The organism is Microbacterium sp. LTA6 (assembly GCF_045690355.1).
Taxonomy (GTDB): Bacteria; Actinomycetota; Actinomycetes; order Actinomycetales; family Microbacteriaceae; genus Microbacterium.
On record NZ_CP147855.1, the window covers coordinates 1,137,402 to 1,150,897 of the forward strand.

The 13,496-nt window shown below is 68.2% G+C and carries 12 protein-coding genes; 2 read left to right on the forward strand and 10 right to left on the reverse strand.

Annotation, left to right across the window (positions count from 1 at the left end; genetic code table 11):
- Positions 1–54: 54 nt before the first annotated feature.
- Genes LTA6_RS05350 through LTA6_RS05365 form a run of 4 tightly spaced genes read right to left on the reverse strand, consistent with a single transcriptional unit; the run spans position 55 to position 3,876 of the window.
- On the reverse strand, positions 55–1,242 hold the full coding sequence (locus LTA6_RS05350; RefSeq protein ID WP_407358860.1) for an ABC transporter permease: 1,188 nt from the start codon (positions 1,240–1,242) through the stop codon (positions 55–57).
- Between the two features lie 17 nt (positions 1,243–1,259).
- Entirely contained in the window at positions 1,260–2,069 is an 810-nt protein-coding gene (locus LTA6_RS05355; RefSeq protein WP_407358861.1) for an ABC transporter ATP-binding protein, read from the reverse strand.
- On the reverse strand, positions 2,069–3,127 hold the full coding sequence (locus LTA6_RS05360) for a peptidoglycan-binding protein (RefSeq protein ID WP_407358862.1): 1,059 nt from the start codon (positions 3,125–3,127) through the stop codon (positions 2,069–2,071). The genes LTA6_RS05355 and LTA6_RS05360 overlap by 1 nt, the downstream gene beginning before the upstream one ends.
- Complete coding sequence (locus tag LTA6_RS05365) at positions 3,124–3,876, reverse strand: hypothetical protein (RefSeq protein ID WP_407358863.1); 753 nt, start codon at positions 3,874–3,876, stop codon at positions 3,124–3,126. The genes LTA6_RS05360 and LTA6_RS05365 overlap by 4 nt, the downstream gene beginning before the upstream one ends.
- A 137-nt stretch (positions 3,877–4,013) precedes the next feature.
- Here LTA6_RS05365 and LTA6_RS05370 point away from each other — a divergent pair, with 137 nt between their 5' ends.
- A complete protein-coding gene (locus LTA6_RS05370; protein WP_407358864.1) occupies positions 4,014–4,679 on the forward strand; it encodes a response regulator transcription factor in 666 nt (221 codons plus the stop codon).
- Between the two features lie 5 nt (positions 4,680–4,684).
- Complete coding sequence (locus tag LTA6_RS05375) at positions 4,685–5,956, forward strand: sensor histidine kinase (RefSeq protein WP_407358865.1); 1,272 nt, start codon at positions 4,685–4,687, stop codon at positions 5,954–5,956.
- 29 nt (positions 5,957–5,985) lie between these two features.
- Here LTA6_RS05375 and LTA6_RS05380 read toward each other — a convergent pair whose 3' ends face one another.
- From LTA6_RS05380 to LTA6_RS05405, 6 genes are all read right to left on the reverse strand, one after another.
- Positions 5,986–8,028, reverse strand: a complete 2,043-nt coding sequence (locus LTA6_RS05380; protein WP_407358866.1) for a hypothetical protein — start codon at positions 8,026–8,028, stop codon at positions 5,986–5,988.
- Positions 8,029–8,080: 52 nt separating this feature from the next.
- Positions 8,081–9,085 carry a hydroxyacid dehydrogenase gene (locus tag LTA6_RS05385; protein WP_363550288.1) on the reverse strand — a complete coding sequence of 335 codons (1,005 nt, stop codon included), beginning with the start codon at positions 9,083–9,085 and terminating at the stop codon, positions 8,081–8,083.
- On the reverse strand, positions 9,082–9,996 hold the full coding sequence (locus LTA6_RS05390) for a carbohydrate ABC transporter permease (protein ID WP_363550286.1): 915 nt from the start codon (positions 9,994–9,996) through the stop codon (positions 9,082–9,084). The genes LTA6_RS05385 and LTA6_RS05390 overlap by 4 nt, the downstream gene beginning before the upstream one ends.
- Positions 9,993–10,922 (reverse strand): carbohydrate ABC transporter permease, encoded by a 930-nt coding sequence (locus LTA6_RS05395; protein WP_407358867.1) that lies wholly within the window; start codon positions 10,920–10,922, stop codon positions 9,993–9,995. The genes LTA6_RS05390 and LTA6_RS05395 overlap by 4 nt, the downstream gene beginning before the upstream one ends.
- A gap of 67 nt (positions 10,923–10,989) precedes the next feature.
- Positions 10,990–12,294, reverse strand: coding sequence for an ABC transporter substrate-binding protein (locus tag LTA6_RS05400; protein ID WP_407358868.1), 1,305 nt, complete (start codon positions 12,292–12,294; stop codon positions 10,990–10,992).
- A gap of 100 nt (positions 12,295–12,394) precedes the next feature.
- Positions 12,395–13,486: a substrate-binding domain-containing protein gene (locus LTA6_RS05405; protein WP_341976522.1), complete on the reverse strand. Its 1,092-nt coding sequence runs from the start codon at positions 13,484–13,486 to the stop codon at positions 12,395–12,397.
- Positions 13,487–13,496: the final 10 nt, after the last annotated feature.

Consider the following 13,496-nt stretch of genomic DNA (forward strand, 5'->3'; position numbering starts at 1 on the left):
GCGACGAAACGCTCCGCCGGTGTTCCCCCTCCGGCAGAGCGTTCGCCGCGCTCGTCACGCGGTGCGCAGCGCAGCCGTCGGCGACAGCCGCGCGGCACTCACCGCCGGATACAGCCCGGCGATCACGCCGACCGCGAGCGCCACGATCGGTCCGCCGACCAGTACGGCGACCGGAATCGTCGCGACCTGCGACTGGATCGCCGCATAGACGAAGACACCGATCCCCCCGAACAGCACCCCGGCCAGGCCACCGAGGCCCCCCAGCACGATCGCCTCCGCCACGAACTGCCCGGCGATCTGGCCCGACCGCGCACCCAGCGCGCGCCGGAGTCCGATCTCACCCCTCCGCTCCAGCACCGCCACCACCATGGTGTTCGCGATGCCGATGCCACCGACGAGCAGTGCGATCGCTGCGAGGCCGACCGCGAGTCCTGAGAGCGAATCGTTCGCCGTCTCGCGCGCACCGGCGAGGTCACCGAGCCCACTCACCTGAACGTATTCAGAGGAGGGGTTGGCGGCACGGGCGACCGCTTCCCGCACGGCCTCGCTGGTCTTGCCGTCGGCCATGCGCACATAGATGGACGCGATGGTGTCGTCATCCTTGCCGGATACGTGCTCGGCTGCCCAGCGATCGCCGAGGAACGCGCTCGCGTCGATGCTCTCCGCGAGCCCGGCAGCATCGAGGATGCCGATGACGGTGTACCACTGCTCGCCGATCCAGACCCGCACCCCCGGCGCCGTGACGCCCATGCGCGCCGCGGCGGATGCTCCGAGCACTGTCACCGGCAGCGAGCGGTTGGCCTCGTCGAACCAGGAGCCCTTCGCCACGGAACCCTCGACCGACGAGAGGAAGTCCGGGCTGGCTGCGTACGCGGTCAATCCGTTGCCCTGGCTTTCCGGGATGAGGTCGTTGCGGTAGACGCCGGTGCCCTCCGGCACCTTCTCGAGCACCCCGACCTCTTCCACACCGTCGACGCGGCCGATCATTCCCGGAGAGGTGTCCGGCAACGGGACCGGCTTGTTGTCCGGCCCATAGCCCGGCTCGACGACGAGCATGTTGGCTCCGAGCGAGTCGAGTTCGGCGAGCAGTTCGGCCTGGTTGGATGCTGCGATGCCCGTGATCGCGGTGAGCGCGGCGATCCCGACCGCGACTCCGAGCGCCGAGAGCGCCGTCCGCATCTTGCGGCTGCGCGGGCCGATCAGGGCCGTGCGGATGCTGTCGGCGACGCTCAGTCGCGGCATCCGATCACCTCTGCGCCTCATCGTCCGCTCCCCACCAGCTCGACCAGCGCCGTGTCGCTCACCAGTCGTCCGTCGTGGATGTTCAGCTGACGCTGCGTGCGCGACGCGATATGAGAGTCGTGGGTGATGATCACGACAGCCGTGCCCGAGTCCGAGATGGAGGTGAGCAGCTCGAGGATGCGCTCCCCGGTGCTCGAGTCGAGAGCTCCTGTCGGTTCATCGGCGAACAGCACCGACGGTTCTCCGACCACCGCTCTGGCGATCGCCACGCGTTGCTGCTCACCGCCGGACAGTTGTCCTGGCCGGTGCTTCATGCGCGCGCCGAGCCCCACCCGCTCGAGAGCGAGGGCGGCCCGCGAGAGCCGCTCTGCGGCGGGTACGCCCGAGTACAGCAGACCGAGGGCGACGTTCTCCAGCGCGCTGAGCGCCGGCAGCAGGAAGAACTGCTGGAACACGAACCCGATCCGGCGAGCGCGCAGCGCGGCCCGCTCCCGTTCACCGAGTGCGGCGACATCCGTCCCGTCGATCAGCACCGTGCCGCTGGTGGGATCGTCGAGGGTGCCCATGATCGAGAGCATCGTGCTCTTTCCCGAACCCGATGCCCCGACCACCGAGACCAGTTCGCCGCTCCCGATGGCCAGGCTCACGTCGTGCAGCACGCGAAGCGGCGGGCTGCCCGGGTACTCCTTGACCACGTCGATGAGTTGCACCACCGTGTCGGTGTCGACCGTGTCCGACTCGAGGGCGGCCGGAATCACGATGTCCGAGAGCGCCGCCTCCGACATCACCGTGCCCCCGACCGGAGTGGACACGGTGGTACCCGGCATCACTGCGCCACCACCACGGCATCGCCTTCGGCGAGGTCTCCACCGACGATCTGCACCCGGGAGTCGGCGATGAGGCCGACCTCCACGGCCACGCGCTCGACCTTCCCCTTCTTGCGCAGCACGTCCACGGCGTAGCCGCCGTCTGTGGTCGCCACGAGAGCGGTGACCGGAACAACGAGGGCATCCTTCACCTCCGAGGTCGCGAACACGACCTTCACCGCGCGCAGACCGATCCCCTGCCCCGCCGCCGGGTCGGTGAAGTCGACAGTCGCCGTCGGCGGGGTGGTCTCGCCCTCCTTTTCGGTCGGCTGGCCACCGACGTCGACAGCGGTGATCGTCGACGGCACCTCCGTGCCGTCCGGAAGGATGACCGTCACCGGGGTACCAGGCAGGATCTCTCGTGCCTGCGCATCGGTGAGCTTTGCGATCACGCGCAGGCCGGTGCTCGTGTACGTGAGAGGGCTCGAACTCGCCGGATCCCCCAGCTTCGCCTTGACCGCTTCGACGCGCACCGACGCGGCCGTGATGGCCACGATGTCGCCCAGCGCGACGACCCCGGTCTGAGGAAGGCCGAGCGACTTCTGCCACGCTTTGATCGACGCTGTCGTGACCTTCGTGAACTCGTCATCGACGGTGAGATCGGTGCCGAATCCGAGGTCGGCGAGGGCCTGTTCCAGCTGGCGGACATCAGGACCGTCTTCCATATCGGCGCCCAGGTCGCGCCAGAAGGGACGCTCCCCGCGAACGGCGATCACGGGCCTGCCGTCGACTTCGTAGACCGCTTGGCCGACGCCGATGACATCTCCGGCCTTCGGCAGCCTCGTGATCGTTCCGCCACGACCGGGGAGAGGAATGGATGCGCCGTAGCTGAGGCTGCCGTTGAGGCGCAGGTCGGAGGTGAGAGTGGTGAGCTCGGCGAGCGCCGTGACGGGTCCGTCATCACCCTTGTCCGCGGCCTCGGCGGCCGATTGCCACGGCTGCAGCACGGCCAGCGCTATTCCCGCCGCCACCAGCACGAGCGCGATCGGGGAGAGGATCCAGGCTGCTCGGCGACTCATTTCTCACCCTCGGGGATCACGGTCGCCTGCATGAAGCCGCCTTCGAAGAACTCGCCGATCACCGCGAACCAGTCGAAGTCGAGCGATTCGATGCTCTTCTGATCGACGAACGGCGGCATTTCCCCCAACTCGTCCTCGCAGGCCGTGAGCAGCGCGCGGGCTTCGTCTTCGGTGATCCCTGCGGGCAGCTGAAGCATCCCGTCGGCGTCGGGATCGGCGAAGTCGGCGAAGCCGTTCTCGCGTGCACAGCCCGCGAACGCCAGGCTCGCCTTGATCATGCCCTCCGCATCGAACTTGATCGTCTCCGCTGCCTCCGACATGTCGGGTTCGGGCTGTGCGAACTCAGGGACCTTCTCCTCGCAGGTCGTCCACGCTTCGCGCTGACCGCCTTCCTCGGGGTAGCCGTTGGCCGTCGTCGAAGCCATCCAGGTGCCGTCGTCATCTGTGGAGACCATCGTCATGCCCATGTCTTCGCCATCCCCTTCGCCGAACGCGATCGAGCCGCTGTCCAGGGTCCCCAAGGGGCTGTCTTCCGGCGCGTCGGGCATGAGCATGCCGACCTGCCCGCCCTCGAGGATCTTCGCCGTCTGACCTTCGCCGGTCAGGCAGGTCACGAATCGGGCGGCAGCGGCGTCGTTGGCCGCGTCGTCCTTCTTGTCTGCTGCCGGTGCCGCGCAGGCGGCGAGTGCGACGACCGTCAGGATGACGGGGATCGCTGCTAGCGAGCGGCGTGCTTTCACGGTGAACATGTCATTCCCTCTCTCGCGGTCGCAGCTCGTCCGCAACCCTGCAGTCAGTTCTATGGAGGCGGTGGTTTGCTAGCGGTATGAGCCCGCCTAACCGGAAACTAACCGCGGCGCATGCACCCTCGGATGAGGGAGGTGCCATGCGGCTGCTGCTGGTGGAGGACGAGGCCGATCTGGCCGACACGCTGGCCGATGGCCTGCGCCGCGAGGGGTACCTCGTGGATGTCGCACGCGACGGCTCGAGCGCGTTGAGCGCGGCCGCGTCATCCGACATCGACGTGATCGTGCTCGACCGCGATCTGCCTGTGCTGAACGGCGATGCCGTCTGCCGCACGCTCGTCGCGCAGCAGTATCCGGCCCGCATCCTGATGCTCACCGCCGCCGGCACCCTCAACGACCGGGTCGAGGGTCTCGACCTCGGTGCGGATGACTACCTCGCCAAGCCGTTCGCCTATGTGGAGCTGCTCGCCCGGATCCGAGCCCTCAGCCGCCGCAGCAACTCGGCCAGGCCGAACGCGGTCCTCGAATTCGCCGGCGTACGTCTCGACGTGATGAGACGCGTCGTCGAGCGAGACGGCGTGCCGATACGGCTCACCCTCAAGGAGTTCGGTGTGCTGGAGGCGCTGCTCGCGGCCGAGGGCGGCTACGTGAGCTCGGATGACCTGCTCGACGACGTGTGGGACGAACCGCTGGAGCGCACCCGCGGTGTGGTCAAGATCGTGGTGCACACCCTGCGCCGCAAACTCGGGGCACCAGCGGTGATCCAATCCGCCGCCGGCCACGGCTATCGGATGGGGACGACATGAGACGCATGAGTTTTCGCACGCGGCTGGTGATCATCATCACCGGTGTGTTCATCGCGGCCGGAGCCGCTCTGCTCGCCGTGCAGTACCTGGTCGTGCAGGGGTTGTTCGCCTCGGCGATCACGTTCACCGCGCAGAGCTGCGTACCGGCGACCTCGATCTCCGGCACCCCGGGGTTCACCGACATGAACGGTCTCGTCGAGAACACGGCGATCCCGGATGCCTCGGCGATGATCGACGGCACGACGGCGACCGGTTGCACCTACTTCGACACGGTGTCGATCGCAGCGGAGACGGCGGCTCCCCTCGAGGGCGCGCAGATCGACACGGTCGGCGGCGCGGTGCTGCAGCAGTCGACGTTCCTCGCCGACGAGGTCGGCGGCGGACTGCTGCTGTGGTCGATCGTGACGCTCGTGGCCTTCACCGGAGTCGCCGCCGCCATCGCGTTCTGGCTCGCCCAGCGTTCGCTCGATCGCATCGGAGAGGTCACCGCCACCGCGCGCGACATCTCCGAGCGCGATCTGGGCCGTCGCCTCGACCTGCCAGGGCCGGACGACGAGATCAAAGAACTCGGCGACACGATCGACGGCATGCTCGACCGACTGCAGTCGGCCTTCACCGCACAGGACCGATTCGTCGCGAACGCCTCGCACGAGCTGCGCACGCCCCTCACCACGACGCGCACCGCACTCGAGATCCCCCTGGAGCAGGGCAGCGTGCCCGCCGAGCTCGAACCCAACATGCGCCGCGCGCTCCGCGCCACCGAACAGAGCGAGCGCCTCATCACCGCACTCCTCACACTCGCCCGTTCACGGACAGGTCTGGAGAGCACCGAGACCGTCGAACTCGGCGAGGTGATCGAAGCCGAGATCGACGAGCTCGCCCGGCAGGACGTGGTCGTGCACACGGACATCGCACCGATATCGGTCGATGGCGACGGCGTGCTGCTGGCGCGAGCCGTGCGCAATCTTCTCGAGAACGGCGTACGTCACAACGTGCCCGACGGCGAATTGTGGGTGCGGAGCCGCCGTGAGGGCGACCACGCGGTGATCGAGGTGGAGAACACCGGAGCGCCCATCGCCGCATCGACCCTGTCGCTGCTCACCGAGCCGTTCTACCGCGGAGATGCGAGTCGCACCTCCGCGGGGCCGGACGGCACCGGCCTCGGCCTCGCCATCGTGCAGAGCATCGCGACGACCCACGGCGGCGAGGTGCACCTGACCGCTCGGAAGGGCGGCGGACTGATCGCCGCCCTCCACGTACCTGCGGCGACCGTCTGAAGACACCGCCGCAGGCCTCGGCCGCTAGATCAGGACTGCGGCCAGTCCTCGACCTTGACGAGGGTGCGTCCGCGGAGTGTGTAGATGACACCCTCCTCGTCGACGTTGAGGTGCGGGCCGCTGTACCAGCCGCCGTTGATGTCCGCCACGACGACCGTCACCGCGAAAGTCTTCGGATCGATCCGGAACAGGGTCGAGTCAGACACGCCATAGATCACTCCGCGTGCCGCCTTGAGCGCCGCGAAGCCCTTGACCAGCGCGCCGTGGTCGGCGGTGTGCACGATCTTCTGACGCGACCGGTCGATCACGACGAGCCCGCCCTTGATCGTGAGTGCGAAGAGGTGACGGCCGTGGCTCTCCAGCGCGGCGATCCCGTTCGGCAACCCGGTCTCGATGCGCCAGAGCTCGCGGGCCTCCACCGGATCCCACGCCACGACCGTGCCGCGGGGGCCGGTCTTCTGCGCGTTATCGCCGCCGAGATAGGCGACGCCGTCGACAGCGATCACCGCACGCACGAGCTGAACCGCGTCGATCGGATTGACCGCACAGGTGCTGGCGCCGGTCGCCGGGTCGTAGGTCCACAGCGAACCGCCGCCCTCGGTGTCCGCCTGAGCTGCGACGAGGAGCAGTCCGTTGTCCGCATCCCAGTTCGTGTCCAACGGACGGTTCTGCGCCGAGGGGAACGAGGCCGCCCGGTGGAACGGCTCGCCCGAACGCGGGTCGTACGCCCAGATCCCTTGGGAGCTGTACTGACCGGTGTACAGGACGCCATCGAGGACCTCGGCATCCTTCGCCTCACCCGGCACCCGCAGGTTCGTTACGCCGCCGCCGGCAAGGTCATGCCGCGCGATGGTGCCGTTGCCGCCGACGTACGCGAATCCGGCGCCGACCGCGATGCCCATGCACGCCTGCGCGCTGACGGGCGCTCCGGCCTCGCCGAGGTCGATCTGCTCGATGACTGAGCCATCGACGTCGAGGTGGACGACGACACCGTAACCGGAGGTGACGGCGAGGCCGCCCTCCCACGGGTCGACGCCCCAGATCTCGCCGAGGTCGACGCCGGGGGTGACCGCGTCGAGCGAGCCCTGCGCCGGATTCCAGCGGATCAGTCCTGTCTCGTTGGCGCAGAAGACGTCTTCTCCCAGGACCGCGAAGTTCTTCGCCGTCTTGCCCACCGAGGTGGCGACACTGTACGAGGCGTGGTCATCGAGCGAGATCGCGGCGAGCTTGGTCGGCTGCGTGGAGCCCGCCGTAGACACCAGCAGCCGGTCGCCGTCCACGGCGAGTTCGCGGATGCTCGGATCCGGCATCATCTCGGACGGCGTGATGTCGGTGTAGACGCGCGTCGCCCGGTCGTAGGCGTAAAGTGCCGCCCGGCCGGTTGCTCCTCCGCCGCCCAGCGTGCTGCCCGCACCGAAGTACACGGTGGTGTCGGTCGCCGCGACGGCGCGGGCCAGCGTGACCGCCGCGCTGGGGACGCCGAGGCTCGTGACCGCCCCGCTCGCCGGGTCGTACTGCCAGAGCGCGGGCGCACCCGTGCCGCCGCCGCCCACGGCGAACAGCGTGCCGTCAGGGGATACTGCGAGGTCGCGCACATCGCGGTCGCCGATGCGGCCGATCGCGACGGCGGCGGAGTCCGGGGAGTTCAGGTCCCAGCGGTAGAGGTTCGGCTGCGGGCCGCCGGACTTCTGCAGGATGCCGGCGTAGAGCACCCGGCGGACCGGGTCTACGGCGAGCGCCTGCACGCTGTGGCCTGTCTGCAGCGTGGTGGAACGGATGACGCGGCGAGCGGCGACATCGAGCGCGATCAGACCGGTCGGCTCCAGGTTGCGCGAGCCGATGTAGCAGACGCCGTCGAGCATCACGCCGCTCATCAGCGCGTACTGCATGACGCCGGGACCGATGTCGGTGATCCGGGTGGAATGCGCTGTCGCCGGACGCTTCGGCCCGGCAGGGCGCGGCGCGGCCGCGAACGCCGGTGAGACGGTGGCCGCCGTCATACCTGCGGCGAGGATGCCGGACAGCCCGAGCTGCAGCGCGGTGCGGCGGGAGACGTTCTGTGAGGGGGACATGTGAACTCCTTCGGTCTTCATTGAACGGGGATGATTACGGTTCTTCCGGCCTTCAGGCCGTGATGGAGAGGAGACCCGCTTCGACTTCGTATTCGAGCGGCTCTCCGGCGGCGAGGCGGCGGAGCTCGTCGAGCACAGCGCCCGAGAGTCTGCCCAGTTCTCGCCCCAGCGACCCCGCGATGTGCGGAGTCAGCAGGGCGTTGTCGGAGTGGTAGAGCGGATGCTCCGGATCCAGGACCCACGGAACAGTGACGTCGAGGATCGCGAACAGCTCTCCGGCGAGGACCCGGCGGGTGAGCGCATCCTGGTCGAGGAGCTCGCCGCGCGCGGTGTTCACCAGCGTCGAGCCTCGGCGCATCAGGCCGATGCCCCGCGCGTCGACGAGGTTCAGCGTCGACGGCAGGGACGGCGCGTGGATCGAGACGACGTCGCTGGTGGAGAGGAGCTCATCGAGCGAGACGGACGAGACGCCCAGTTCTCCTGCCTCGGCGGCGGAGAGGTAGGGATCGTAGACGACCACCTCGTAGGCGTAGCCGTGGAGCATCTCGATGACGATGCGGCCGATCTTCGACGCACCGACGATCCCGATCCGCAGGCCGTAGTTCCCCATGCCGGGGAACGCGGCCTCCACATCGAACTCCTGCTGCTCGGCCTGGTAGCGCGCCGCGATCGGCAGCACCCGCTTGCCGGCCAGGACGATCATCGCGACGGTGTATTCCGCAACGGGCACGGCGTTCACCGCGGCGGCACTGCTCACGGCGATGCCGCGATCGATGACCTCCGGCCCGAGATAGCCCTTCACCGACCCGGCCGCGTGCAGGATCGCCTCCAGCTTCGGGGCGGCAGCCAGGACATCGGCGTCGACGCGAGGTGCGCCCCACCCGGTGACGAGCACCTCGACGTCCGACAGCACGTCGCGCGCGGCATCCGACCCGAACTCCGTGAGGTACCCGGCGATGTCGGCGACCTGCTCGAAATCGACGATGCGATGCGGGGGGAACACGCGCTGACGGACGGATGCTCCCATCGCGAATGCGATGCGGGGACGACGGCTCACTTGACGCTCCCTGCGGACAGGCCGGAGCGCCAGAAGCGCTGCAGCATCACGAAGGCGAGGATGAGGGGGAGCACCGAGATGAATGATCCGGCGATGACGAGGGTGGAGAACTCGGGGTTCTGCTGCACCTGGCTCTGCCACAGGGCGATGCCGACGCTCGACGGGAACAGATCGCGGTTCTGCAGCATGATCAGCGGCAGCATGAAGTTGTTCCAGATGCCGACGAACTGGAAGAGGGCGATCGTGACGAATCCGGGCATCAGCATCGGCATCCCGACCTGGAGGAAGCTGCGTATCGGCCCCGCACCGTCGACCCGGGCGGCCTCGAGCGTCTCCGCGGGGAGGTATCCGGAGGAGAACACCCGGGCGAGGTACACGCTGAACGGGTTGCACAGCGTCGGGATCAGCACCGCCCAGATCGTGTTGGTCAGTCCGACGGACGCCGCGAGGAGGTACAGCGGGATGACGGTCGCCGTGTTCGGGATGAGCACGCCGATGAGCACGGCGGAGTACAGTCCGCCCTTGCCGCGGAACTCGAATTTGTCGAAGGCATAGCCGGCCATCAGGGAGATGAAGCCGCCGATGATCGCGCCTCCGCCGGCGTAGAGGATGCTGTTGCCGAGCCACCGCAGGAAGATGCCGTCGTCCTGGACGAGCAGCCGCTGGATGTTGACGACGAAGTCGCTGCCGAAGGCGAAGGCATCGCCCGAATAGAGCTCACCCGCGTTCTTGGTCGACGCGAAGACGAGCCACAGCAGCGGCAGCACCATGTAGGCGGAGCCGATGATCAGGAGCGCGTTGACTCCGAAGACGGAGGGCAGGTGCCGAGAACTGCGCGATCGGCGCGGACTCCGCGCTGTGTTCGCGGATGCCGCGGCACGCGTCTTCGGACGGTCGGTCACGGTTGTCATCGCGTCGGCTCCTTCGAGGTGAATCGGGTGACGACCCAGGACAGGACGCCGGCGAGCAGGGCGAGCAAGATGGATGCCGCCGCCGCCTGGGGCAGGTCGTTCCGGTTGAACGCCGCGTCGTAGGCCCACATGTTGGGCACCCAGGTACTGGTGACGGCGGTCGTCGCGGACGACAGGATCTTCGGCTCGGTGAACAGTTGCAGCGAGCCGATGACGGTGAACAGCAGGGCGACGCCGATGGCCGGCCAGACGAGAGGGGTCTTGATCGAGAGCGCGGTACGGATCTCGCCGGCGCCGTCGACCTTCGCGGCCTCGAGCACTTCTCGGGGAACCGCCTGCAGGGCGGTGAACAGGATGATCACGTTGTAGCCGGCCCACTCCCACACCGCGATGTTGACCATCGAGGGGAGGACCAGTTGCACCGAAAGGAAATCGAGGGCGATGCCGCCGGATTCCAGTGCCTTCACGATCGGGCTCACGCCCGGCGTGTACAGGTAGGCCCAGATGAGGGCGGCGATCACGCCGGGTACGGCGTGCGGGAGGAACAGGAGCAGCTGGAAGGCCCGCTTGGCGTAGGCGACGGTCGCGTCGAGCAGCAGGGCGAGCACGAGGGCGACGGCGAGCAGCGAGGGAACGTAGAGGATGCAGTAGATCGCGAGCCGGCCGAAGCCATCCGTGAAGGTGCGGTCGGCGAGGACGTCGAGGTAGTTCCCGATACCGACGAACTCGACGATGGCGCCGCCGAAGCCGAGGCCGCTGCGCTTCTCGGCGAACAGGCTCATCCCGATCGCGTAGATCACCGGGGCGATCATCGTCAGGGCGAACAGGGCGAAGAACGGAATCAGGAAGATCGAGGCGGTGCGCCCTCCCGTGCCCGGGATCGTCTTTCGCATTGTGCGCCGCGGCGCACGGATCTGGCTGGTCATCGTCGATGCCCTTCGATCGGGATCGTGGGGTGGGTGCGTCAAGAGGCCCACCCCACGATCGATCCGGTTACTCCGTGATGTCGAGGCCGAGCTTCTCGAGCCCGTCCACGGTGCTGGTCTGCGTCGCGGCCAGCGCGTCGCTCAGTGTGGCGGCGCTCGTGACGGAGTCCTTGAGCGCGGTGCTGGTGAGGTCGTACTTGGGACCCCAGGCCCACGAGCCGAGGTTCGCGGAGGCCTCGTCGAACACCTCGTAGATGTCGTTCGCGTAGTAGTCGGTCGGGGCGACTGCTGCTGCGGTCTCGTTCAAGCCCGGGTACGCGAGGTACGCGGTGCCGACGGCGCCACGCGCCTCGACCGCATCCTTGGAGGTGGTGAGCCACGTGAGGAACACCGCTGCGGCTGCCTCGTTGTCGGAGTCGGCGGGGATGGCGAAGCCGGTGCCGCCGCTCAGCGCGCCGCTGGGCTTGCCGTCCCAGGTGGGAGGGGCCGCTGCGATCCACTTCCCGGCCTGGCCGGCCGCCTCGGTGCGGGTCTTCAGACCGGAGGCGCTCCAGGAGCCGCCGACCCACGCGTTGACCACGCCGCTGTTGAGGTCAGCGGTCCACTCGTCGCTGAACCCGAGCTGCTTCTTGACGAGGCCCTCGTCGATGAGGCGCTGCCAGTACTCGGCGACCTTGTTCGACTTCTTGTCGTCGATCGCGACGTTCCAGTGATCGCTGTCGACGCCGAACCATTCGGCACCGGCCTGCCACGACATCGGAGCCAGCTGCGGCTCATTGGTGAAGAAGCTGGTGAGGTAGGCGTTCGGGTTCACGGCCTTGACGGCGCGTGCAGCATCCTCGAACTCGTCCCAGGTGGAGGGGACCTCGACGCCGGCGGCTTCGAGGACGTCCTGGCGGTACCAGATGACCATGGGCGGCGCGTCGTACGGCAGCGCGTAGGCCGCGTCACCGAAGGAGACGAGCGAGCGGACCTGCTCGTCGTACTCGCCGAGGATGTCAGACGAGACGAGCTCGTCGACCGACTTCAGCTGCTCCGCCGCGACGAAACCGGGGAGGCGGTCGTACTCGATGCCGACGACGTCGGGGCCGCTGCCGGACTCGATGGCGGCGGAGAGCTTGGTGTAGCCTCCGTTGGCGCCGTTGGGGATCTCCTCGAAGTTGACCGTGATGTCATCCTGACTCGCGTTGAACGCGGCGGCGACATCGGCCATGCCGCTCAGCGAGGACCAGAAGGTCACCTCGCCGGTGGCGGGAGGAGCGCTCTCGGTCTTCTCGGTCTCGACAGGGGTGGCGCTGCCGGCGCAGCCGGCGAGCAGGGCGGAGGCGACCACAAGGGCGCCAGTGGCGGTAAGGGTGCGACGCAGGGACATCGGCGGGTTCTCCTTTGAATCGTTGACCGTGCCCTTCGATCATTCGACACCCGCGGAGATTAACCTAGACGATTGCTAACTTTCTAACAAAACCTAACATTCAGATGGCGCGGACAGTGGATTCCCTGACCACGAGCGAGGGAAGCAAGGCCATGCGCACGATCGTGTGCGGCGTGCCGGCAACCTGCTTCAGACGGTCGACGCAGAGTCGCAGAGCCGCGTGGCCGAGTTCGTGCTTCGGTGGGGCGACGGCCGTCAGCGGCACAGCCGCGAACGCCGAGACCTCGTCGTCGTACGCGATGACCGCGAAGTCCTCTGGCACGCGGAGACCACGCTCCAGCACCAGATCCACGAACGCCATGGCATCGGAGTCACCGAGGAGGATGGCCGCCGTCACACCCTGCTCGACGCACGTGCTGAGAAGAGCGTCCAACTCCGCGATCTCGGCGCTCTCACCGAAGGGCGGTCGCGCCAGGTCATGACGCAGCGCAACGGCGGACTCCTGATCGATCTCGCCCATGGCACGCCGGAATCCCGCGTCGAGGCCCGCGACCGTGGCCGAAGGTCTCGCCGCGAGCGCGATGCCCGTGTGCCCCTGTTCGGCGAGATGCCGAACCGCCACTTCGGCGCCGTGCGCGTGATCCGTGCGCACCCACTCGAGCCGGCCCGCGATGTGTTCATCCACCGACCGCTCGACCATGACGACGGGCACATCGGCCTGTTCGAGTATCCGCTGCAGCGGCGATCGGTCGACGATCACATCATGCGGAGTGATCATGAGCGCGTCGACGCCGCTGGCGATGAGACGCTCGGCCTGGCGGTACTCCTCTTCCGGCGAGTAGTTCGTCGCGCCCACGACGAGGCGGCAGTTCAATTCCCTGGCGGCCTGGCTCGCTCCGCGGATCACTTCGGGGAAGTAGTAGTTCGTCGTCGGGACGATCATGCCGATGGTCGCGACGGGCCGCGCCCTGGCCACCGAGCCCTGCGTATGCGCCGCCTGCTGCTGGGCCACGGCGAGCGAGATCGCTCCGCCGTGCACGCGCGCCAGCAGACCTCGTTCCTCCAGCACGACCAGATCGCGCCAGAGCGTCATGGGCGTGACGCCGAGGCGTGGCGCCAGCGACGAACTCTGCACCGAGCCACGGAGTTCGAGTTCTCGGAGGATCGCATCGTGGCGTGCAGCTGCGGTCATCCGCTCCTCC

What these genes read in the sequence shown, in the direction of transcription:
- LTA6_RS05400 (WP_407358868.1), bottom strand. Translation starts at nt 12,294, where the DNA reads ATGTCCCTGCGTCGCACCCTTACCGCCACTGGCGCCCTTGTGGTCGCC.
- LTA6_RS05370 (WP_407358864.1), top strand. Translation starts at nt 4,014, where the DNA reads ATGCGGCTGCTGCTGGTGGAGGACGAGGCCGATCTGGCCGACACGCTG.
- LTA6_RS05390 (WP_363550286.1), bottom strand. Translation starts at nt 9,996, where the DNA reads ATGACAACCGTGACCGACCGTCCGAAGACGCGTGCCGCGGCATCCGCG.
- LTA6_RS05375 (WP_407358865.1), top strand. Translation starts at nt 4,685, where the DNA reads ATGAGTTTTCGCACGCGGCTGGTGATCATCATCACCGGTGTGTTCATC.
- LTA6_RS05380 (WP_407358866.1), bottom strand. Translation starts at nt 8,028, where the DNA reads ATGTCCCCCTCACAGAACGTCTCCCGCCGCACCGCGCTGCAGCTCGGG.
- LTA6_RS05350 (WP_407358860.1), bottom strand. Translation starts at nt 1,242, where the DNA reads ATGCCGCGACTGAGCGTCGCCGACAGCATCCGCACGGCCCTGATCGGC.
- LTA6_RS05395 (WP_407358867.1), bottom strand. Translation starts at nt 10,922, where the DNA reads ATGACCAGCCAGATCCGTGCGCCGCGGCGCACAATGCGAAAGACGATC.
- LTA6_RS05365 (WP_407358863.1), bottom strand. Translation starts at nt 3,876, where the DNA reads ATGTTCACCGTGAAAGCACGCCGCTCGCTAGCAGCGATCCCCGTCATC.
- LTA6_RS05355 (WP_407358861.1), bottom strand. Translation starts at nt 2,069, where the DNA reads ATGCCGGGTACCACCGTGTCCACTCCGGTCGGGGGCACGGTGATGTCG.
- LTA6_RS05360 (WP_407358862.1), bottom strand. Translation starts at nt 3,127, where the DNA reads ATGAGTCGCCGAGCAGCCTGGATCCTCTCCCCGATCGCGCTCGTGCTG.
- LTA6_RS05405 (WP_341976522.1), bottom strand. Translation starts at nt 13,486, where the DNA reads ATGACCGCAGCTGCACGCCACGATGCGATCCTCCGAGAACTCGAACTC.